The organism is Streptomyces sp. NPDC094147 (assembly GCF_044764265.1).
Taxonomy (GTDB): domain Bacteria; phylum Actinomycetota; class Actinomycetes; order Streptomycetales; family Streptomycetaceae; genus Streptomyces.
The window spans coordinates 311,259-332,787 of record NZ_JBIWHT010000001.1; the positions used below are offsets into that span (position 1 = coordinate 311,259).

Annotated in this window: 17 protein-coding genes; 1 reads left to right on the plus strand and 16 read right to left on the minus strand. The window is 70.6% G+C overall.

What is annotated here, in order from left to right; genetic code table 11:
- Positions 1-227 precede the first annotated feature (227 nt).
- Positions 228-3,368, plus strand: coding sequence for an isoleucine--tRNA ligase (gene ileS / locus ACIQ8J_RS01455; protein ID WP_403263665.1), 3,141 nt, complete (start codon positions 228-230; stop codon positions 3,366-3,368).
- 421 nt (positions 3,369-3,789) lie between these two features.
- Here ileS and ACIQ8J_RS01460 read toward each other — a convergent pair whose 3' ends face one another.
- From ACIQ8J_RS01460 to rsmH, 16 genes are all read right to left on the minus strand, one after another.
- The gene (locus tag ACIQ8J_RS01460; RefSeq protein WP_403263666.1) at positions 3,790-4,956 is read right to left on the minus strand and encodes a DivIVA domain-containing protein; all 1,167 of its coding nucleotides are present in this window, start codon (positions 4,954-4,956) and stop codon (positions 3,790-3,792) included.
- Between the two features lie 49 nt (positions 4,957-5,005).
- On the minus strand, positions 5,006-5,290 hold the full coding sequence (locus tag ACIQ8J_RS01465) for a YggT family protein (protein WP_399049781.1): 285 nt from the start codon (positions 5,288-5,290) through the stop codon (positions 5,006-5,008).
- Positions 5,291-5,362: 72 nt separating this feature from the next.
- Entirely contained in the window at positions 5,363-5,980 is a 618-nt protein-coding gene (locus ACIQ8J_RS01470; protein ID WP_403263667.1) for a cell division protein SepF, read from the minus strand.
- A gap of 139 nt (positions 5,981-6,119) precedes the next feature.
- Positions 6,120-6,839, minus strand: coding sequence for a YggS family pyridoxal phosphate-dependent enzyme (locus ACIQ8J_RS01475; protein ID WP_403263669.1), 720 nt, complete (start codon positions 6,837-6,839; stop codon positions 6,120-6,122).
- 6 nt (positions 6,840-6,845) lie between these two features.
- Positions 6,846-7,553, minus strand: a complete 708-nt coding sequence (pgeF, locus tag ACIQ8J_RS01480) for a peptidoglycan editing factor PgeF (RefSeq protein WP_403263671.1) — start codon at positions 7,551-7,553, stop codon at positions 6,846-6,848.
- 52 nt (positions 7,554-7,605) lie between these two features.
- Positions 7,606-8,808, minus strand: a complete 1,203-nt coding sequence (gene ftsZ, locus ACIQ8J_RS01485; RefSeq protein WP_403263672.1) for a cell division protein FtsZ — start codon at positions 8,806-8,808, stop codon at positions 7,606-7,608.
- 277 nt (positions 8,809-9,085) lie between these two features.
- Complete coding sequence (locus ACIQ8J_RS01490) at positions 9,086-9,892, minus strand: cell division protein FtsQ/DivIB (protein WP_403263674.1); 807 nt, start codon at positions 9,890-9,892, stop codon at positions 9,086-9,088.
- 23 nt (positions 9,893-9,915) lie between these two features.
- Positions 9,916-11,001 (minus strand): undecaprenyldiphospho-muramoylpentapeptide beta-N-acetylglucosaminyltransferase, encoded by a 1,086-nt coding sequence (gene murG / locus ACIQ8J_RS01495; protein ID WP_403263676.1) that lies wholly within the window; start codon positions 10,999-11,001, stop codon positions 9,916-9,918.
- Positions 11,002-11,007: 6 nt separating this feature from the next.
- A complete protein-coding gene (gene ftsW / locus ACIQ8J_RS01500) occupies positions 11,008-12,399 on the minus strand; it encodes a putative lipid II flippase FtsW (protein WP_403263678.1) in 1,392 nt (463 codons plus the stop codon).
- Positions 12,400-12,457: 58 nt separating this feature from the next.
- The gene (gene murD / locus ACIQ8J_RS01505; protein WP_403263680.1) at positions 12,458-13,897 is read right to left on the minus strand and encodes a UDP-N-acetylmuramoyl-L-alanine--D-glutamate ligase; all 1,440 of its coding nucleotides are present in this window, start codon (positions 13,895-13,897) and stop codon (positions 12,458-12,460) included.
- Positions 13,879-14,949 carry a phospho-N-acetylmuramoyl-pentapeptide-transferase gene (gene mraY, locus ACIQ8J_RS01510; RefSeq protein ID WP_399049794.1) on the minus strand — a complete coding sequence of 357 codons (1,071 nt, stop codon included), beginning with the start codon at positions 14,947-14,949 and terminating at the stop codon, positions 13,879-13,881. The genes murD and mraY overlap by 19 nt, the downstream gene beginning before the upstream one ends.
- Positions 14,946-16,352, minus strand: a complete 1,407-nt coding sequence (gene murF, locus ACIQ8J_RS01515) for a UDP-N-acetylmuramoyl-tripeptide--D-alanyl-D-alanine ligase (protein WP_403263681.1) — start codon at positions 16,350-16,352, stop codon at positions 14,946-14,948. Before murF ends, mraY begins: the two co-directional genes overlap by 4 nt.
- A gap of 4 nt (positions 16,353-16,356) precedes the next feature.
- Entirely contained in the window at positions 16,357-18,024 is a 1,668-nt protein-coding gene (locus ACIQ8J_RS01520) for a UDP-N-acetylmuramoyl-L-alanyl-D-glutamate--2,6-diaminopimelate ligase (RefSeq protein WP_403263683.1), read from the minus strand.
- 14 nt (positions 18,025-18,038) lie between these two features.
- A complete protein-coding gene (locus ACIQ8J_RS01525; RefSeq protein WP_403263685.1) occupies positions 18,039-19,958 on the minus strand; it encodes a peptidoglycan D,D-transpeptidase FtsI family protein in 1,920 nt (639 codons plus the stop codon).
- Between the two features lie 4 nt (positions 19,959-19,962).
- Positions 19,963-20,478, minus strand: a complete 516-nt coding sequence (locus ACIQ8J_RS01530; protein ID WP_403263687.1) for a septum formation initiator — start codon at positions 20,476-20,478, stop codon at positions 19,963-19,965.
- Positions 20,475-21,425 (minus strand): 16S rRNA (cytosine(1402)-N(4))-methyltransferase RsmH, encoded by a 951-nt coding sequence (gene rsmH / locus ACIQ8J_RS01535; protein ID WP_403263689.1) that lies wholly within the window; start codon positions 21,423-21,425, stop codon positions 20,475-20,477. The genes ACIQ8J_RS01530 and rsmH overlap by 4 nt, the downstream gene beginning before the upstream one ends.
- Positions 21,426-21,529 lie beyond the last annotated feature (104 nt).

Consider the following 21,529-nt stretch of genomic DNA (forward strand, 5'->3'; position numbering starts at 1 on the left):
GGGGACGGTGTGAGCCCGGAGGCGAGCGCGCGGCGAAGATCACCCCCGAGCCGCCGGAAGAAAGACCCCGCATGCGGCGGGACCGAGTAGACCCGGCTTCGCGACCCCAATGAGGGGGCGGTGTGTTCCCACACCGCCAAGGAGGGTGGTACCGCGGGAGCGCCCCACGAGGGCGGCCTCTCGTCCCTCCGACGGAACCGCACGACGATCCGCCGGAGGATGAACGGATGTCGCAGTACCGCCAGGTGCCCGCCCAGGTAGACCTGCCCGCTCTTGAGCACGCCGTGCTCGAATTCTGGGAGCAGTCCAAGGTCTTCGCCAAGAGCCTCGAACAGTCCGAGGGCCGCCCCGAGTGGGTCTTCTACGAGGGCCCGCCCACCGCCAACGGCATGCCGGGCGCCCACCACATCGAGGCCCGCGTCTTCAAGGACGTCTTCCCCCGCTTCCGCACGATGCAGGGCTACCACGTGGCCCGCAAGGCCGGCTGGGACTGCCACGGCCTGCCCGTCGAGCTGGCGGTCGAGAAGGAGCTCGGCTTCAACGGCAAGAAGGACATCGAGGCGTACGGCATCGCCGAGTTCAACGCCAAGTGCCGCGAGTCCGTGACCCGCCACACCGACGCCTTCGCCGCGCTCACCACCCGCATGGGCTACTGGGTCGACCTGGACGACGCCTACCGCACCATGGACCCGCAGTACGTCGAGTCCGTGTGGTGGTCCCTGAAGGAGATTTTCAACAAGGGCCTGCTCACCCAGGACCACCGCGTCGCCCCCTGGTGCCCGCGCTGCGGCACCGGCCTGTCCGACCACGAGCTGGCGCAGGGCTACGAGACGGTCGTCGACCCGTCGGTCTTCGTCCGCTTCCCGCTCACCGGCGGCCCCCTCGCGGGCGAGGCGGCCCTCCTGGTGTGGACGACGACCCCGTGGACCCTGGTGTCCAACACGGCGGTCGCCGCCCACCCGGAGGTCACCTACGTCGTCGCCACCAACGGCGAGGAGAAGCTGGTCGTCGCCCAGCCGCTTCTGGAGAAGGCGCTCGGCGAGGGCTGGGAGGCCACCGGCCAGAGCTTCACCGGCGCCGAGATGGAGCGCTGGACCTACCAGCGCCCGTTCGAGCTCGTGGAGTTCCCCGCGCCCGCCCACTACGTGGTGAACGCGGAGTACGTGACGACCGAGGACGGTACGGGTCTGGTCCACCAGTCGCCCGCCTTCGGCGCCGACGACCTCCTGGTCTGCAAGGCGTACGGACTGCCGGTCGTCAACCCGGTCCGCCCCGACGGCACCTTCGAGGAGGACGTCCCGCTCGTCGGCGGCATCTTCTTCAAGAAGGCCGACGAGAAGCTCACCGAGGACCTGCGCGAGCGCGGGCTGCTGTTCCGCCACGTCCCGTACGAGCACAGCTACCCGCACTGCTGGCGCTGCCACACCGCGCTGCTCTACTACGCGCAGCCGTCCTGGTACATCCGCACCACCGCCGTCAAGGACGCGATGCTGCGGGAGAACGAGAAGACCAACTGGTTCCCCGAGTCGGTCAAGCAGGGCCGCTTCGGCGACTGGCTGAACAACAACATCGACTGGGCGCTGTCCCGCAACCGCTACTGGGGCACCCCGCTGCCCATCTGGCGCTGCGAGGAGGACCACCTCACGTGCGTGGGCTCGCGCGCCGAGCTGAGCGAGCTGTCCGGCACGGACCAGTCCGCCCTGGACCCGCACCGCCCGTACATCGACGACGTGACGTTCACCTGCACCGCCCAGGGCTGTTCCCTCGAAGCGGTCCGCGTGCCCGAGGTCATCGACGCCTGGTACGACTCGGGTTCGATGCCGTTCGCGCAGTGGGGCTACCCGCACCAGAACAAGGAACTCTTCGAGTCCCGCTACCCCGCGCAGTTCATCAGCGAGGCCATCGACCAGACGCGAGGCTGGTTCTACACGCTGATGGCCGTGGGCACCCTGGTCTTCGACAAGTCCAGTTACGAGAACGTCGTCTGCCTCGGCCACATCCTGGCCGAGGACGGCCGCAAGATGTCCAAGCACCTGGGCAACACCCTGGAGCCGATCGCGCTCATGGACCAGCACGGCGCGGACGCGGTGCGCTGGTTCATGGCGGCCGGCGGCTCCCCGTGGGCGGCCCGCCGGGTGGGTCACGGCACCATCCAGGAGGTCGTGCGCAAGACCCTCCTCACCTACTGGAACACGGTCGCCTTCCAGGCCCTGTACGCGCGGACATCCAACTGGGCGCCGAGCGCGGCGGACCCGGCCCCGGCCGACCGCACGGTCCTGGACCGCTGGCTGCTGAGCGAGCTCAACTCCCTGGTGGACCAGGTCACTTCGGCCCTGGAGTCGTACGACACCCAGAAGGCGGGCAAGCTGCTCTCCTCCTTCGTCGACGACCTCTCCAACTGGTACGTACGCCGCTCGCGCCGCCGCTTCTGGCAGGGCGACAAGGCGGCGCTGCGCACCCTGCACGACGTGGTGGAGACGGTCACCCGGCTGATGGCCCCGCTGACGCCGTTCATCGCCGAGCGCGTCTGGCAGGACATGATCGTGCCGGTGACCCCGGACGCCCCGGAGTCGGTCCACCTGTCGTCCTGGCCGAAGGCGGACCAGACGGCGATCCACCCGACGCTCTCCTCCCAGATGACGCTGGTACGTCGCCTGGTGGAGCTGGGCCGCGCGACGCGCGCGGAGTCCGGCGTGAAGACGAGGCAGCCGCTGTCCCGCGCGCTGGTGGCGGTGGCGGGCTTCGAGTCGCTCTCGCCCGAACTGCACGCGCAGATCACGGAGGAGCTGAACGTCAGCTCGCTGGCCTCCCTCTCCGAGGTCGGCGGCTCGCTGGTCGACACGACGGCCAAGGCCAACTTCCGCGCGCTGGGCAAGCGTTTCGGCAAGGGCGTGCAGGATGTGGCGAAGGCGGTGGCGGCCGCCGACGCGGCGGCGCTGTCGGCGTCCCTGCGCGACACGGGCGAGGCCTCGGTGGAGGTCGACGGCGAGACGGTGACGCTGGCCCCCGACGAGGTCATCATCACCGAGACGCCGCGCGAGGGCTGGTCGGTGGCCTCGGACTCCGGCGCCACGGTCGCCCTCGACCTGGAGATCACCCCCGAGCTGCGTCTGGCGGGCCTGGCCCGTGACGCGATCCGGCTGATCCAGGAGGCGCGCAAGAACAGCGGCCTGGACGTGGCGGACCGGATCGCGGTGCGCTGGCAGTCGACGGATCCGGAGGTCTCCTCGGCGCTGACGGCCCACGCGGACCTGATCGCGGACGAGGTCCTGGCCACGGACTACGCGTCCGGCGAGGCGGACGCCGCCTACGGCACCCCCTTCACGGACGAGCCCCTGTCCCTGACGTTCCGCCTCCGCAAGGCGTAAACGCTGGCCCCGGCCGCTTTCCCCCACCCCACCCCGTCCGGGGGTGGGGTGGGGGAAAGGGCGGGCCGGTGGCCCCTGGGGCTCCGCCCCAGCCCCCCGCTCCTCGATCTCCCCCAAGGCCTTGAGGGCCAGGGAGGGACCCCCACGAGGGGCTGATTTTTTGCCCCGGGCGGAAAGCCGAAGCCGCCCCGGGGCCGAGGGGCGCAGCCCCCGCGGGGCCCGGGGCGCAGCCCCGGAGAAAGCACTCTCCCCCGCCCCGTCCCATCCCCGGAGAACTTGGGAAGGGGCGGGGTGGGGGGATCCTCGCCGGAGGCGCCCGTCTGCGGCCACGCACGGCAAAAGGGCCGGGCCCCTGGAAAACCAGGGGCCCGGCCCTTGCAGCCTGCCGACGGCTACGCGCGTGTCACGCGCGCAGAGCCCGTCAGTTGTCGTCCTCGTCGATCAGGAAGCCGCGCATCGGCGACGGAGCCTGCTGCATCGGCGACGGCCCCTGCGGCCGCACCGGCGCCATCGGCTGGGTCATCGCCGGCGACATCTGCTGCTGGCCACCGTAGGACGGCGCGCTCGGCATGGACGGCTGGCCGCCCATCGACGGGTTGCCACCCATCGGGTGCCCCATCGCACCGGCACCGGCCGACGCCATGGACCCGCTCATCTGCGGAGCCGGCGGCAGCGAGGCGGTCGCCGGGGTGCGCGGCGGCGCGAGCGAGTCGTCCGCCTGGGTCTCCAGCTGGCGCAGCTGGGACTCCAGGTAGGACTTCAGCCGCGTACGGTACTCGCGCTCGAAGCCGCGCAGGTCCTCGACCTTGCGCTCCAGCGTGGCGCGGGCGGACTCCAGCGAGCCCATCGCGACGCGGTGCTTCTCCTGCGCGTCCCGCTCCAGGGCGTCCGCCTTGGCACGGGCGTCGCGCTCAAGACCCTCGGCGCGCGAACGGGCCTCGCCGACGATCTTGTTGGCCTCGGAACGGGCCTCCGCGATCGCCTGGTCGGCGGTCTGCTGGGCGAGCGAGAGCACACGAGCGGCGCTGTCGCCACCGGGCGCCTGGGCCGGCTGTCCCATCTGCGGACCGTGGCCCATGGGGCCGCCCATCGGCTGGCCCATCGGGCCCTGACCGAGCTGGTTCTGGCCCATGGGGCCCTGACCGAGCTGGTTCTGGCCCATCGGACCCTGACCCATGGAGCCCTGGCCCATGGGGCCCTGGCCCATCTGGCCCGGACCGTGCTGGCCCTGCGGGCCGTGACCGCCGGGTCCTGCGGGCAGCTGCGGCGCACCGCTGGGCAGCTGGGGCGGGCCCATCTGCGGCTGCTGCTGGACCTGCGGGGGGCCAGATATGGCGGCGGGCACGGGAGCACCCGGGCCTCGGCCGTCCTGCGGCTCCGGCTTGCGCATTCCCTGCTGCTGGTTCTGCGCGGCGGCGCGGGTGGCGGCGGCCAGCTTGGCGCGCAGATCCTCGTTCTCGCGGAGCAGTCGCGTCAGCTCGGACTCGACCTCGTCGAGGAAGGCATCGACCTCGTCCTCGTCATAGCCTTCTCGGAGGCGGACGGTCGTGAACTGCTTGTTCCGCACGTCCTCGGGGGTCAGCGGCATCTCTTCTTCACCTCTACGTAGTCGTCGGCAGTCGGCAGGACCGTATCGTTCACAACCTGACCACGATGCTGATCAGGACGGAAACGATGATCATCAGAACGAAGAAGGACAGGTCGAGTGCCACGCCCCCGAGACGCAGCGGCGGAATGAACCGCCGCAGAAGCTTGAGCGGTGGATCGGTGACAGTGTAGGTGGCCTCAAGAATGACCACCATCGCCTTACCGGGTTCCCATGAACGGGCGAACTGGAAGACGTAGTCCATGACGAGCCGGAAGATCAGCACGATGAGGAAGCACATCAGCGCGATGTAGACCACCTGTTGTGCGACGCCCATTTCGCGCTTCCCTCTCCCCTTGCTTCAAAGCCCCCGGCCTGGTATCGGCCGGATTGTTCCCGGTGTCGTGTCTCAGCTCTGGTTGAAGAAACCGCCCTCTGCGATGCGGGCCTTGTCCTCCGCCGTGACATCGACGTTAGCAGGAGACAGCAGGAACACCTTCTGCGTCACCCGCTCAATGCTGCCGTGCAGCCCGAAGACGAGTCCGGCGGCAAAGTCGACAAGTCGCTTCGCGTCCGTGTCGTCCATCTCCGTGAGATTCATGATCACCGGAGTGCCCTCGCGGAAGTGTTCCCCGATGGTACGGGCCTCGTTGTAGGTCCGCGGGTGCAGCGTGGTGATGCGGTACGGCTCCCGCTCTGACACGACCTTGGGCATGATCACCGGTGCGTTCTTCTCCAGGTTCGGACGTTCAGGTGTGATGGACGCCACGGGGGCGATTCGTGCCGGACGTCCGCTTTCTACCGGTAGCTGAACCGGTTCTCTCGGAGCCGGAGGCTGAGTTACTCGTACCGGTTCGTCCCGTTCGTCCTGGAGCGAGGACTGATGCGGAGGCTGATGCCGCCGACGGTCGCGCTCCGGTTCGGGCTCGGGTTCGAAATCGTCGTCGGGGTCGAACCCCCGGCCGTCGTACCCATCGTCCTCCACGAGGCCGAGGTAGACCGCCATCTTGCGCATCGCGCCGGCCATGCTCAGATTCCTCCGCTCTGTGGTGGATCGCTCCTGTCGCCAACTAGCAGCGTCACCAAGTGCCCACGATCCACGCGGCCTGCCCACCAAAAGTGGGAATGACCATATTTTCTGCTGTGGTCCGACTTGCTTCGCGACGTTACCCGAGCCGGGGTCGGACTCCGAGTACCGCCGTTCCGACGCGTACATGTGTCGCTCCGGCCGCCACGGCCTCTTCGAGGTCCGCACTCATCCCTGCTGACACCATGTTCGCAGCCGGATGGTCCGCGCGCAGGCGGGATGAGAATTCCATCAGCCGCTCGAAGGCGGCCCGTTGGCGGCCCGCGTACTCGCCCGCGAGCGGCGCCACGGTCATCAGACCGTCGAGCCGGAGTCCGGGCGCCTCGGCGACCCGTGCGGCCAACTCGCCGATTCCGTCCGGCGCGACGCCTCCGCGCTCGCCCCGGGCGCCGGACTCCGCGTCAAGCGCGACCTGGATGAGACAGCCCAGCTCCCGCCCCGCTCCGACCGCCGCGGCGGAGAGCGAGGCGACCAGCTTCGGTCGGTCGATCGACTGCACCATATCGGCATAACTGGCAACAGAACGAACCTTGTTCGTCTGCAATTGGCCCACGAAGTGCCAGCTCAGATCAAGGTCCGCACAGGCCGCCGCCTTGGGGGCCGCGTCCTGGTCCCGGTTCTCCGCGACGTGGCGTACGCCCAGTTCGTGCAGCATCCGCACATCGCTCGCCGGGTAGGTCTTGGTGACCACGATCAGGGTCACTTCCGCCCGCTTACGCCCGGCCGACGCACAGGCGGAGGCGATACGTTCCTCCACCTGTGCCAGGTTTGCGGCGAGTTCGCTCTTGCGATCCGTCATGAGTCGTCAGTCCAGCCAGACATATCCGGCGAGCCGCCCAGTGGTGCGGTCGCGGCGGTACGAGAAGTGGTCACTCGATTCGAGCGTGCAGACCGGCGAGGCCGCCAGGTCCGTGACGCCGAGCGCGGTGAGCTGTGCGAGCACCCCGGCGGTGACGTCCACCGCGGGCGTGCCCCAACTGGTCCGGGACCAGGCGGCGGGCTCGACTTCGGCGACCTCGGCCCGCATCCGCTCGGGCACTTCGTAGCAGCGCCCGCAGACGGCGGGGCCGGTACGGGCCAGGATCCTGGCCGGGTCGGCGCCGAGCGAGACCATCGCGGAGACCGCGGCGGGCACCACGCCCGCGACCATTCCGGGCCGCCCCGCGTGGGCGGCGGCCGCGACCCCGGCCACCGGGTCGGCCAGCAGGACCGGGGTGCAGTCCGCGGTGAGCACGGCGAGGGCGGTCCCCCGACGCGCCGTCACCACCGCGTCCACGGCGGCCGCGCCGTTTGGACCCCAGGGTCCGTCGACCACGGCGACCTCGCGTCCGTGCACCTGGTTCATCCAGACCACCCGCGCCGGGTCGAGCCCGAGCGACTTGGCGGCGAGCTCGCGGTTGGTGCGTACGGATTCGGGGTCGTCGCCGACCGCACCACCGAGGTTGAGCTGCTCGTACGGAACGGCGCTCACCCCGCCCCACCGGTCGGTGAAAGCGAAGTGCGCGCCGCTCACAGTGCCCTGCTCTCGTATCACTTCAAGAGATCGCTTCGAAACGTCACTTCGGTCACTTGAGGAAGTCCGGGACGTCCAGCTCTTCGGCCTGGCTGTCCGGGTAGGGACGGGCCGTCGGGATGGACGAGGGGGCCGGGGCCTCCTTGACCGGGGCGGGCTCGACCGGCACCGGGGCCGGGGGCTCCTCGCGGGTGCCGACGGCGCCGAGTCCGCCGAGCGGGCGGGACGTCTCGGTCGGGCGCGAGGAGATGGGCTCGTCGCGCTTGTTGGCGTTGCCGCCGAGCACGGTGTCCCGGCGGGCCGGCGGCTGTCCGCCGTCGAAGCCGGCCGCGATGACCGTGACGCGCACCTCGTCGCCGAGGGCGTCGTCGATGACCGCGCCGAAGATGATGTTGGCCTCGGGGTGGGCGGCCTCGCTGACCAGTTGGGCCGCCTCGTTGATCTCGAAGAGACCGAGGTCCGAGCCGCCGGAGATCGAGAGCAGCACACCGCGCGCGCCGTCGATGGACGCCTCCAGGAGCGGCGAGGAGATCGCCATCTCGGCGGCGGCCACCGCGCGGTCGTCGCCGCGGGCCGAGCCGATGCCCATGAGCGCCGAACCGGCCTCGGACATGACCGACTTGACGTCGGCGAAGTCCAGGTTGATCAGGCCCGGGGTGGTGATGAGGTCGGTGATGCCCTGGACGCCGGACAGCAGCACCTGGTCGGCCGACTTGAACGCGTCGAGCACGCTGACCTGGCGGTCCGAGATGGACAGCAGCCGGTCGTTGGGGATGACGATGAGGGTGTCGACCTCTTCGCGGAGCTCGGCGATGCCGTCCTCCGCCTGGTTCGCGCGGCGCCGGCCCTCGAAGGTGAACGGGCGGGTGACCACGCCGATCGTCAGGGCGCCCAGCGAGCGCGCGATGTTGGCGACGACGGGGGCGCCGCCGGTGCCGGTGCCGCCGCCTTCGCCGGCGGTGACGAAGACCATGTCGGCCCCCTTGAGGACCTCCTCGATCTCCTCGCGGTGGTCCTCTGCCGCCTTGCGGCCGACTGCCGGGTTGGCTCCGGCCCCGAGGCCGCGGGTGAGTTCACGGCCGACGTCGAGCTTGACGTCGGCGTCGCTCATCAACAGTGCTTGTGCGTCAGTGTTGATCGCGATGAACTCGACGCCCTTGAGACCGACCTCGATCATTCGGTTGATGGCATTGACACCACCGCCGCCGACACCGATGACCTTGATGACTGCGAGGTAGTTCTGCGGTGCTGCCACGTCGAAGGCCTCTCGCCTCGAGTTACGGGTCGTCACTTCGCGGTTGCCGCAAGGTGACGACGAATGCCGATTGGGACGGTCCGTATCGCCGACCCGAACCCTAACGTTGAAGTTTAGGGTTACCAGTGTGTCTGTTCGCTGGACTCTTCCGAACAGGACACTAAGTCGACAAGTGGCGCACGTTCAACGAACACGCCGAACCTCCCGTTTTTCTTTTCACCCTATGTGATCACCCATGTCGCTGACCAACCAGGGTGCTGGCCAGCGCATATGTCCGTCAACTACCCGATACCGCAGGGGCGGTGGGCGCACTCACATCGAAGCGGGTCGACTTCGGCCGGGCTTTCATCAGTGCACTGAGGGTACGTCCCTTCAGCCCACCCTCCTCGTCGCTTCCCCACACCACGCTGCGTCCGTCGTTCAACTCCAGCGTGACGGAGTCGTACGAGGAAATCTTGACGGAACGCGTCTCCTTGGCGACGGCGGGCGGGAGTTCGCCCGCCACCCGCACGGCTTCCAGGACGAGTCGGTCGGTGCCGAAGCGGCGCAGACTCGGGGACTGGGACACCGCCAATTCGAGCAGCGGGGTGCCCTTCGCGGGCTGTTGGACCGTGGCGAAACGCACACCCTTCACGTCCACTTCGTCGAACTTCGCACCATTCTTCATGACCAGAGCGGGCTTGCGTTCGGTCACTTTCAGACCGATCCCGTGCGGCCATGAACGAACGACCTCGACGGTGTCGATGCGCGGCAGCTTCTGGCGCAATCGCGCCTCAATCGCCCCTGTGTCGACGGAAATCAGCGGCGAACCGATCGGCACCGCGGCGACCGCCTCGACCTCGCCGGGCGTCAGAACCTGTGTCCCGGTGGTCTTCACATGCTCGACGCGCAGCCAGCTGGAGCCGTAAAGCACCCAGATGGCGCCCGCGCCGAGCAGGACGGCGCCGATGAGAACGAGCAGCAGACCGCGGCGGCGGGGCAGCCGGAGCCGGCCGCCGCGCCGGGGACGGGGGCCGGACCGGCCGGACTTCGCGGACTTCTTGATCCGTCCGCCACCGCGCTGGGCGGTCGCCTGTCCGGCCACGGTCCCTGCCTTCCGTCAGTTGATCAGCGTCCTGCGATGGCCTCGTACACCATCTGTACGAGGAGTTGGTCGGCGTCGCGCCGCCCGAACTCGGCGGCGGAGCGCGACATCTCGTACAGCCGGTGCGGATCGGCGAGCACCGGAAGGACGTTGCCCTGCACCCACTCGGGAGTGAGTTCGGCGTCGTCCACGAGCAGTCCGCCGCCGGCCTTGACCACCGGCTGGGCGTTCAGCCGCTGTTCGCCGTTGCCGATCGGCAGCGGTACGTAGGCGGCGGGCAGTCCGACGGCGGAGAGTTCGGCGACGGTCATCGCGCCCGCGCGGCAGAGCATCATGTCGGCCGCGGCGTACGCGAGATCCATCCGGTCCACGTACGGTACCGGGACATAGGGCGGCATTCCGGGCATGTGCTCGACACGCGGCAGTTCGTTCTTCGGGCCGACCGCGTGCAGGATCTGGATGCCGGAGCGCTGGAGCACCGGGGCGATCTGCTGGATCACCTCATTCAGGCGGCGGGCGCCCTGCGAGCCGCCGGAGACCAGCAGCGTCGGCAGGTTGGGGTCGAGCCCGAACGCGGCGCGCGCCTCGGGGCGGACCCGGGCGCGGTCCAGGGTCGCGATCGAGTAGCGCAGCGGGATGCCGATGTAGCGGGAGTTGCGCAGCTTGCTGTCGGGGGTGGCGACGGCCACCCCGGCCGCGTACCGCGAGCCGATCTTGTTGGCCAGGCCGGGGCGGGCGTTGGCCTCGTGGACCACGATCGGCACCCCGCGCCGCTTGGCGGCGAGGTAGCCGGGCAGCGCCACATAGCCGCCGAAGCCGACCACGCAGTCGGCCTTGGTGCGCTCCAGGATCTGCTCGGCGGCCTTGATGGTGCCGCGCAGCCGCCCGGGGACGGTGATCAGTTCGGGGGTGGGTTTGCGTGGCAGCGGGACGGCCGGGATGAGCGCGAGCTCATAGCCGCGCTCGGGGACGAGCCGGGTCTCCAGGCCCTTCTCCGTACCGAGTGCCGTGATCCCCACGGTGGGGTCCTGCCTGCGCAGGGCGTCCGCGAGGGCGAGCGCGGGCTCGATGTGGCCGGCGGTCCCCCCACCGGCGAGTACGACATGCACCGAAATTCACCGCTCTCCGGACGGACGCTTCTTGACGCGCCGTCTCATCGACTTCCAACTCACCCGAGGCTGCCGCATGGCCAGCGCCGCCCGCGCCGCGGGGTCGTCCCGCGCGAACGCGACGAGCAGCCCCACGGCGAACATGGTCGGCAGCAGGGCGGACCCACCGTAGGAGAACAGCGGGAGCGGGACACCGGCGATCGGCAGCAGGCCGAGCACCGCACCGATGTTGATCACGGCCTGGGCCACGATCCAGGTGGTCACACCTCCCGCGGCGTACCTCACGAAGGGGTCCTCCGTGCGTCCGGCCACGCGGATACCCGCATAGCCTAGAGCCGCGAAGAGGGCGACGACCGACAGCGTCCCCGCCAGACCCAGTTCCTCGCCGGTGATGGCGAAGATGAAGTCGGTGTGGGGCTCGGGGAGTTGGCCCCATTTCTCCACACTTGCACCGAGGCCGGATCCGAACCATCCGCCGGAGGCCAGCGCGTAGATTCCGTGCACCGCCTGCCAGCACTGGTCCTGCGGCCCCGGGTCGGTGGCGCCGATGCAGTTCAGCCGGCCCATCCGGTGCGGGCTGATCTTGATGAAGAGGGCGGCGAGCGTGCCCGTGATGCCCAGGACGCCCGCGAAGAGCCGGGTGGGGGCGCCGGCCAGCCAGAGCAGTCCGAAGAGGATCGCGGTCAGGATGATCGTGGTGCCCATGTCGCCGCCGAGCATGATCAGCCCGAGCAGCAGGAAGGCGACCGGCACCAGCGGCACCAGCATGTGCTTCCACTCGGTGAGCAGCCGCTTGTCCTGCTTGCGGGCCAGCAGGTCGGCGCCCCACAGGAGCAGCGCCAGTTTGGCGAACTCGCTGGGCTGGAGCTGGAAGGGACCGCCCAGGTAGATCCAGTTCTGGTTGCCGTTGACGGATTTCCCTATCCCCGGCACCTGCACGAGGACCAGCAGGAAGACCGTACCGGCCAGTATCGGGTAGGCCAGCGCCCGGTGCAGCTTGGCGGGCATCCTCGCCGCGGCGATCATCAGCCCCGACCCGATGGCGGCGGCGAGGAACTGCTTGCGGAAGAAGTACGAGCCCGGCAGCGACAGCTCCAGGGCCTTGATCATCGAGGCCGAGTACACCATCACCAGGCCGAGCACGGTGATGAGCATCGCGCTGCCGAGGATCACGTAGTACGCCGTCAGCGGCCGGTCCCAGGCCCTCCTGGCCTGTTCGACGAGCCGCCGGGGGCCGCGCGGTCCGCGGGGCCGGGGCGTGCCCGTGCCGCCGCGGCGGACGGCCGGGCGCCGCACGGATGCGGCGGTACGGCTGCGCAGGACGAGACCGGCGAGTGCGGGCACCCCGCGCGCGCCGCGCCCGGCCGCGCCGGAGCCGCCAAGAACATCGGCCGCCATGTGTGCTGTCCCCTCCAGTCGTGCCCGGCGCCGCCGGTCCGTGGAACGGGTGGTCCGGCTAGGCGCGGCCGGCGGCGAGTTCGCGGACCGCTTCCGCGAAGGCCTCGCCGCGCTTGTTGTAGTTCGCGAACATGTCCATCGAGGCGCAGGCCGGGGCCATCAGTACGGTGTCCCCCGGCTCGGCGAGCCCTGCCGCCTCGCGGACCGCCGCGGACATCGCCCCAGTGTCGGTCCGGTCGAGGTCGACCACCGGGACCTCGGGGGCGTGTCGCGCCAGGGCTTCGGCGATCAGGTGGCGCTCGGCGCCGATCAGGACGACCCCGCGCAGCCGCTTCGCCGACTTCTGGACGAGCTCGTCGAAGGAGGCGCCCTTGGCGAGCCCCCCGGCGATCCAGACGATCGGGTCGTACGCCGCCAAGGAGGCCTCGGCGGCATGGGTGTTGGTGGCCTTGGAGTCGTCGACGTAGGAGACCCCGGCGACGTCGGCGACGTGCTCGATGCGGTGCGCGTCGGGGCGGAACGCCCTCAGTCCGTCGCGTACCGCCTTGGGCTCGACGCCGAAGGCACGGGCCAGGGCGGCGGCGGCCAGGGCGTTCGCGATGTTGTGCGGGGCCGGCGGGTTGACGTCGGCGACCTCGGCGAGCTCCTGGGCGTTCTTCTGCCGGTTGTGCACGAAGGCCCGGTCGACCAGGATGCCGTCGACCACGCCGAGTTGGGAGGGGCCGGGGGTGGCGAGGGTGAAGCCGATCGCGCGGCAGCCCTCCTGGACGTCGGCATCCCGCACCAGGTCCTCGGTCGCCCTGTCCTCGGCATTGTAGACGCAGGCGACCGTGTTGCCCTCGTAGATGCGGCCCTTGTCGGCGACGTACGCCTCCATGGAACCGTGCCAGTCGAGGTGGTCCGGGGCCAGGTTGAGCACGGCGGCGGAGTGGGCGCGCAGCGAGGGCGCCCAGTGCAGCTGGTAGCTGGAGAGCTCGACCGCGAGCACGTCGTACTGCTCCTCGCCGAGGACCACGTCGAGCAGCGAGACGCCGATGTTGCCGACGGCGGCGGTGCGCAGGCCCGCCGCGCTGAGGATCGAGGCGAGCATCCGGGTCGTGGTGGTCTTGCCGTTGGTGCCGGTGATCGCGAGCCAGGGCGCGGGCGTGCGGCCGTCCAGGTCCCGCAGCCGCCAGGCCAGTTCGACATCGCCCCAGACGGGCACGCCCGCCGCGGCGGCCGCCGCGAACAGCGGCTTGCCGGGCCGCCAGCCGGGCGTGGTGACGACCAGTTCGGTTCCCTGAGGCAGGGTGTCCCCGTCGCCGAGGCGCACGGTGATGCCCTGCGCCCGAAGCTCCGCGGCCTGCGCGCGGGAGCGCTCGTCGGCGCCCTCGTTGACGGCCGTGACGACGGCACCGAGTCCCTTGAGGACCCGGGCCACCGGCATCCCGGAGACGCCGAGACCGGCCACCGTCACGCGCTTGCCCTGCCAGCTGGTGCTCACTTGTCGGCTGCCCATCCCGCGTAGAAGAGACCCAGGCCCACGATCACGCACATGCCCTGGATGATCCAGAACCGGACCACGACAAGGACTTCGGACCACCCCTTGAGTTCGAAGTGGTGCTGGAGCGGCGCCATCCGGAAGACCCGCTTGCCGGTCATCTTGAACGAGCCGACCTGGATGACCACGGACATCGTGATCAGCACGAACAGGCCGCCGAGCAGGGCGATCAGGAACTCCGTACGGGAGCAGATCGCCAGACCCGCGAGCGCGCCGCCGAGGGCCAGTGAACCGGTGTCGCCCATGAAGATCTTGGCGGGCGAGGTGTTCCACCACAGGAAGCCGAAGCAGGATCCCATCAGGGCCGAGGCGACGACCGCGAGGTCGAGCGGATCGCGCACCTCGAAGCAGGCGTTGGGGTTGGTGAGGGTCTGCGCGTTGGCGCAGGACTCCTGGAACTGCCACAGGCCGATGAAGGTGTACGCGCCGAAGACCATCACGGACGCACCGGTGGCCAGGCCGTCCAGACCGTCCGTCAGGTTCACGCCGTTCGACATCGCCAGGATCATGAACAGCGCCCAGACCACGAAGATGACCGGGCCGACCGACCAGCCGAAGTCGTTGATGAACGACAGCTTGGTGGAGGCCGGGGTGTTTCCGCGGGCGTCGGCGAACTGGAGGGCGAGCACCGCGAAGGCGATGCCGACGATCAGCTGTCCGGCCATCTTCGCCTTGGCCCGCAGGCCCAGCGAACGCTGCTTGACGATCTTGATGTAGTCGTCCAGGAAGCCGACCATGCCCATGCCGGCGGTCAGGAAGAGCACGAGCAGACCCGAGAAGGTCGGGGACTCGCTGGTGATCACCTTGGTCAGCGCGTAGGCGATCAGCGTGGCCAGGATGAAGGCGATGCCACCCATGGTGGGTGTGCCCTTCTTCCCGGCGTGGCCGCGCGGGCCGTCGTCGCGGATGAACTGGCCGTAGCCCTTGCGGGCGAGCAGCTTGATCAGCAGCGGGGTTCCGACCAGGGTCAGGAAGAGACCGATGGCTCCCGCGAAGAGGATCTGCCTCATCGGGCGGCGACCTCACCCTCGACGGCGTTGTCGAGCAGCGCCAGTGCCACCCGCTCCAGGCCGATCGACCTGGATGCCTTCACCAGCACGACGTCTCCCGGGCGCAGTTCACTGCGCAGCAGGTCGACGGCCGCCTGTGCGTCGGACACGTGCACCGACTCCTCACCCCACGAACCCTCGTTATATGCGCCCAGTTGCAGCCAGGACGCCTCCCGGTCCCCGACTGCCACGAGCTTGCTGACGTTGAGCCGGACGGCGAGCCGTCCGACCGCGTCGTGCTCGGCGAGCGACTCGTCGCCGAGCTCGGCCATCGGACCGAGCACCGCCCACGTACGGCGCCCCTTGCCCATGGCCGCGAGCGCGCGAAGAGCGGCTCGCATGGATTCGGGGTTCGCGTTGTAGGCGTCGTTGACGACCGTCACACCGTCCGGACGCTCGGTGACCTCCATACGCCAACGGGAGAGGGTGCCCGCCTCGGAGAGCGCGCGGGCGATCTCGTCTGCGGACATGCCCAGCTCATGGGCGACGGCGGCCGCGGCGAGCGCGTTCGACACGTGGTGCTCACCGTACAGGCGCAACGTCACATCGCTGCACCCGGAGGGTGTGTGAAGCCTGAAGGAGGGCTGTCCGGACGCTGTGAGCCGGACATTCTCGGCGCGTACGTCGGCGTCCTCGGCCTCGCCGAAGAGCAGCACGCGCGCCTTGGTGCGGGGGGCCATGGCCCGTACGAGAGGGTCGTCCGCGTTCAGGACGGCGCAGCCGTGCTCCGGCAGCACCTCCACCAACTCGCCCTTGGCCAGGGCGATCTGGTCCCGGCCGCCGAACTCGCCGATGTGGGCGGTCCCGACGTTCAGTACGAGACCGATCCTGGGCGGGGTCAGACCGGTGAGGTAGCGGATGTGGCCGACGCCGCGCGCGCCCATCTCCAGGACCAGGTGCCTGGTCTCCTCGGTGGCGGTGAGCGCGGTGAGCGGCAGACCGATCTCGTTGTTGAGGGAGCCCGGTGTGAAGACCGTCGGCGCATGGCGCTGGAGCACCTGCGCGATCAGGTCCTTGGTGGACGTCTTGCCGGACGAGCCGGTGAGGGCGACGACTTCGGTGCCGAGACGGCGTACCGCGTCGCGGGCGAGCGCGCCGAGCGCGGCCTGCACGTCGTCCACGACGATCGCGGGCACGCCGACCGGGCGGGCCGCCAGGACCGCCGCCGCGCCCGCCTCGAAGGCGCGCTGCGCGTAGTCGTGGCCGTCGACGTGTTCACCGGCGAAGGCCACGAACAGCGAACCGGCCGCCACCTGGCGGGAGTCGATGACGACGGGTCCGGTGACGCGGACGGACGGATCCGGTATGTCGTGCGGCTGCCCGCCGACGATTTCGGCGATCTCGGCGAGGGAGAGGGCGATCACTACTTCATCCCTGACTTTTCTGGATGGCGGCGCGGAGCACCAGGCGGTCGTCGAAGGGGCGTACCACTCCGTTGACGTCCTGGCCCTGTTCATGGCCCTTGCCCGCGACGAGGACGGTGTCGCCCGGCTGAGCGCGGGCCACCGCCGCCGCGATGGCGGCGGCCCGGTCGGCGTCCACCAGCACGTCGCCGCGCTCGTGCGCGGGCACCTCGGCGGCGCCCGCCAGCATCGCGGCGAGGATCGCGAGGGGGTCCTCGGAGCGGGGGTTGTCGGAGGTCAGTACGGCGGTGTCGGCGAGCCGGGCCGCGGCGGCGCCCATCGGGCCCCGCTTGGTCTGGTCGCGGTCGCCGCCGCAGCCGAGGACGATGTGCAGCCTGCCCTCGGTGACCTTGCGCAGCGAGCGGAGGACCGATTCGACGGCGTCCGTCTTGTGGGCGTAGTCGACGACGGCGAGGTAGGGCTGTCCCTCGTCCACGCGCTCCAGGCGGCCGGGCACGCCGGGTACGGCGGCCACTCCGTCGGCGGCGGTCTGCGGGTCGAGGCCGGCGGTGGCCAGCGTGACGACGGCGGCGAGGGTGTTCGCCACGTTGAACGGGCCCGGCAGCGGGGCGGTGGCCGAGATCCGCTCGCCCCGCGGCCCGACGACGGTGAAGGTGCTGCTGTCCGGGCGCACCCGGACGTCCTCGGCCCGCCAGTCGGCGTCCGGGTGTCCCTCGGCGGAGAAGGTGGTGACCTCGATGCCCGCCTCCTTCACCAGCCTGCGGCCGTACTCGTCGTCGTAGTTGACGACGCCGCGCCTGGCCCGGTGCGGAGTGAAGAGCTGCGCCTTGGCCCGGAAGTAGTCCTCCATGTCGGAGTGGAACTCCATGTGTTCCGGGCTGAGGTTGTTGAAGACGGCGACGTCGAAGACGCAGCCGTCCACCCGGCCGAGCACCAGGGCGTGGCTGGAGACCTCCATGGCGACCGCGTCGACTCCGCGCTCGCGCATGACCGCGAACAGCGCCTGGAGATCGGTCGCTTCGGGGGTGGTGCGCTCCGACCTGATGCGCTCGTCGCCGATCCGCATCTCGACCGTGCCGATCAGGCCGGTGGCGTGCCCGGCGCCGCGGAGGCCGCCCTCCACGAGGTAGGCGGTCGTGGTCTTGCCGGAGGTGCCGGTGATGCCGATCTGGAGCAGGCCCTCGCCGGGGTGACCGTAGATCTCCGCGGCGAGCTCCCCCATCCGGCCGCGCGGGTCACCGGCGACCAGGACCGGCAGTCCGGTCGCGGCGGCGCGGTCCCGGCCGGCCGGGTCGGTCAGGACGGCGACGGCGCCGAGGCTCGCGGCCTGGGCGGCGAAGTCCGCGCCGTGCAGCCGGGCGCCCGGCAGGGCGGCGTACAGGTCCCCGGGGCGTACCGCGCGGGAGTCGTGCGTGATGCCGGTGACCTCTCCCGGCCCTGGGTCGCTCGTCCCCAGTCGCTCTGCCAGCTCGCTGAGCGAGGTCGGACGGGCCTGTTCCGGTCGGGGCGCTCCCGGCTGTTTCGCGGGGGCGTCCTTCGGGGCGGTTCGGTACTGATCAGCGTGTGGCACGGCGGTGAGCGTACCGGGCGCACCCGCCGGGTCGCCAAAAGAGGGGGGCGGGGCGTCCTGGGTCCCGTCCTGGTTCCCAGGACCCTGGGTGATGGTTGTCACTGAGGCTTCCGGATTCAGTCGTTGCTGCCGAAGGAGACGGGCAGGTTGGGAGGCTGGGCTCCGGTCGGCGGGATCTGCAGGGTCTTGAGGGCGAACTCCATGACCTGCTTGTAGATGGGTCCGCAGATCTGGCCGCCGAAGTAGCTGCCCTTGGTGGGGTTCTGGATGGCGCAGTAGACGGTGATCTTCGGGTTGTCGGCGGGGGCGAAGCCCGCGAAGGACGCGGTGTAGCCCCGGTAGGTGCCGGTCTTGGGGTCGATGCGGTTGGCGGTGCCGGTCTTGCCCGCGACCCGGTAGCCGGGGATGGCGGCCTTGGTTCCGGTGCCCTCGGCGTCGCCGACGACCGATTCGAGCATCTGGGCGACGCTCTTGGCGGTCTTCTCGCTGACCACGCGGGTCTGCTTGGGCGCGGGCGCCGGGGTGAACCGGCCGTCCGGTCCCCTGGTGCCGCGCACCAGGGTCGGCTCGACGCGTACGCCGCCGTTGGCGATGGTCGAGTAGACCGAGGCGGCCTGCATGGCGTTGAGCGAGAGGCCCTGGCCGAATCTGACCGTGTACTGCTGCGAGGTGGACCACTTGCTCGCGGGGGCCAGGATGCCCGGGGTCTCACCGGGGAAGTCCAGACCGCTCGGCGAGCCGATGCCGAACTTCCTCAGGTACGAGTACAGGACGCCGTCGGCCTGGGCGTCGGTCTTGCCCAGCTGCTCGACGGCGAGGATCGTGCCGATGTTGCTGGACTTGGCGAGCACGCCGTTGAGGGTCAGGTTCCAGGTGGCGTGGTCGATGTCGTCCTTGAAGAGGCGGTCGCCGCGCTGCAGCCGGTTGGGCACCACCACATGGGTCTCGGGGGTGGCCACGCCCTCCTCCAGGACCGCGGCCATGGACATGACCTTGGCGGTGGAACCGGGTTCGAAGGCGTCCTGGAGCGCCGCGTTGCCCATGGCGGCCGAGTCGGCCTGGGCGAGGTTGTTCGGGTCGAAGCCGGGGGCGTTCGCCATGGCCAGGACCTCGCCGGTGTCGGACCGCTGCACTACGACGTAGCCGCGATCGGCCCTGGACTCGGCGACCTGGTCGGAGATCGCCTTCTGGGCCATCCACTGGATGTCCCGGTCGATGGTCAGCTCGACGTCGGAGCCGGGCACGGCCGGGGTCTCGTGGGTGCCCGCGGTGGGCACCCGGCGGCCGCCGGACTGGGCGTAAGTGATCTTGCCGTCGGTGCCGGCCAGCTCCCCGTTCAGGGACGATTCCAGGCCGCCGCCGCCCTTGCCGTCGGCGTTGACGTAGCCCAGTATCCCGGCGGCGAGGTCGCCGTTCGGGTACACGCGCTTGGTGCTGGACTCGTTCAGCACCCCGGCCAGCACATTGGTGCCGGGGCCGCCCTTGGCGCGGTCGGCGGACGCCTTCTCGGCGAAGACCTTCTTCAGGTCCTTGATCTGGTTCCAGACCTGCGGGGTCTGCCGGCGGGCCAGCACCACATAGCGGGTCCTGGGGGTCTTGAGCTTCTTGGCGAGGTCGCCCTGGTCCTTGCCGACCAGCGGCGCGAGCAGCGCGGCCGCCTGCTCGGCGGCGTCCGGGACCTTGGTGGCCTCGGGGGTGAACAGGCTGGGGTCGGCGGTGATGTCGTACGCGTCGACGCTGGTGGCGAGCGCGATGCCGGCCCGGTCGGTGATCCGGCCGCGCTCGGCGGGCAGGGCGTAGCTGGCGTACCGGTTCTTTTCGGCCTTGGCCGCGTACGCGCTGGCGTCCACGGCCTGCACCTGGAGCAGCCGTGCGACGAAGGCCAGCATGACCAGGGTGAGCCCGAGGCTGACCAGGCGCAGCCGGGGCCGGTGGCTGCCCAGCTTGAGCTTCTTGGCGGGCGCGGGGCGGCGGGCCGGGGGCCTCGGCCGCGCGGGCGGGGGCACCCGGCGCCGGACGGGTTCCTTGGGGCTCACTGCGTCACCTGCCGGGGGTCGGGGAGGTCTTCGCGGGCTGCCGGGGCCGGGTGGCCGGGGTGCGGTGCTTGGGCTGCGGTGAGCCGGCACCCGGGTTCTGCGCCGCCGCCGGCAGCGGGGCCGGCTCGGCGGCCTCGGCGGGCGAGGGGTCGCCGACGGAGCTGGGGACGCCCTTGACGGTGCCGTCGGGGCCGAGGAAGACGGGACTGCCGCCGGGGACCATGCCGAGGTCCGCGGCCCGGCGGGCCAGCGCGTCGGGGGCGGACAGGTCGTCCACGTCGCGCTGGAGGGCCTGCTGTTCGTCGGTGAGTTCGGTGGTCTGCCTGCGGTATTCGCTGAGCTGGAACGAGCCCGCGTTGAGCGCCGAGTTCAGCACCAGCAGGGTGATGAGACCGCCGCCGAGGAGAGTCACGACAAGGAGTACGAACGGCGTGCGGGCGGCGCTGTTCGGTCCCTGTGAAGGCATCAGCCTGCCGAGCCGCGCGGCGGTGCCGCGCAGCTGCCTGGCCGGTTTGCTCACACGTCCTCCCTGATCCGCTGGACCCCCCGGAGCCGGGCGGGGGCCGCCCGCCGGTTCTCGGCGACCTCCTCCTCCGTGGGGAGTTCGGCACCGCGGGTGAGGAGCTTGAGCCGCGGCTGGTAGCGCTCGGGCACCACCGGAAGGCCGGGCGGCGCGGTGTTGGCGGCGCCGGCCGCGAACACCTGCTTGACAATGCGGTCTTCGAGGGACTGGTAGGAGAGCACCGCGACCCGGCCGCCCACCGCGATGGCCTCGACCGCCGCGGGGATCGCCCGCTCCACGCTGGCGAGTTCGCCGTTGACCTCGATGCGCAGCGCCTGGAAGGTGCGCTTGGAGGGGTTGCCGCCGGTGCGCTTGGCGGCCTGCGGCAGCGAGTCGCGGATCAGCTCGACCAGCCGGGCGCTGTTGCTGAACGGCTCCTTCTCCCGCTCGCGGACGATCGCCGAGACGATCCGCTTGGCCTGCTTCTCCTCGCCGTACGCCCGCAGGATCCGCACCAGTTCACCGGCCGGGTAGGTGTTGAGCACCTCGGCGGCGCTCATTCCGGTCGACTGGTCCATGCGCATGTCCAGCGGCGCGTCCTGGGCGTAGGCGAAGCCGCGGTCGGCCTCGTCCAGCTGCATGGAGGAGACACCGAGGTCGAACAGGACGCCCTGGACGCGGGGGGTGCCGAGACGTTCCAGCACGTCGGGCAGCTCATCGTAGACGGCGTGCACCAGGGTGGCGCGCTCGCCGAAGGGGGCCAGACGCTCACCGGACAGGCGCAGGGCCTCCTTGTCGCGGTCGAGGCCGATCAGGCGCACCTCGGGGAACTGGGTGAGCAGGGCCTCGCTGTGGCCGCCGAGACCGAGGGTGCAGTCGACGACGACCGCCCCCGGCCCGGTCAGGGCCGGTGCCAACATGTCCAAGCATCGCTGGAGCATCACCGGGACGTGTCGCTGGCTCAAAGCCGCCCTCTCAAGGATCCGGTGCACCGCCGCACATACGTGCCGGATCCCCGCTCCCCCGGGAGAAGGGGGGACGAACGGATGGCGCCGGGGAAGGGGCGTCA

Coding starts and splice junctions, on each gene's coding strand:
- ileS (WP_403263665.1), top strand. CDS start 228: ATGTCGCAGTACCGCCAGGTGCCCGCCCAGGTAGACCTGCCCGCTCTT.
- ACIQ8J_RS01460 (WP_403263666.1), bottom strand. CDS start 4,956: ATGCCGCTGACCCCCGAGGACGTGCGGAACAAGCAGTTCACGACCGTC.
- ACIQ8J_RS01465 (WP_399049781.1), bottom strand. CDS start 5,290: ATGGGCGTCGCACAACAGGTGGTCTACATCGCGCTGATGTGCTTCCTC.
- ACIQ8J_RS01470 (WP_403263667.1), bottom strand. CDS start 5,980: ATGGCCGGCGCGATGCGCAAGATGGCGGTCTACCTCGGCCTCGTGGAG.
- ACIQ8J_RS01475 (WP_403263669.1), bottom strand. CDS start 6,839: ATGACGGATCGCAAGAGCGAACTCGCCGCAAACCTGGCACAGGTGGAG.
- ftsW (WP_403263678.1), bottom strand. CDS start 12,399: ATGGCGGCCGATGTTCTTGGCGGCTCCGGCGCGGCCGGGCGCGGCGCG.
- murD (WP_403263680.1), bottom strand. CDS start 13,897: ATGGGCAGCCGACAAGTGAGCACCAGCTGGCAGGGCAAGCGCGTGACG.
- mraY (WP_399049794.1), bottom strand. CDS start 14,949: ATGAGGCAGATCCTCTTCGCGGGAGCCATCGGTCTCTTCCTGACCCTG.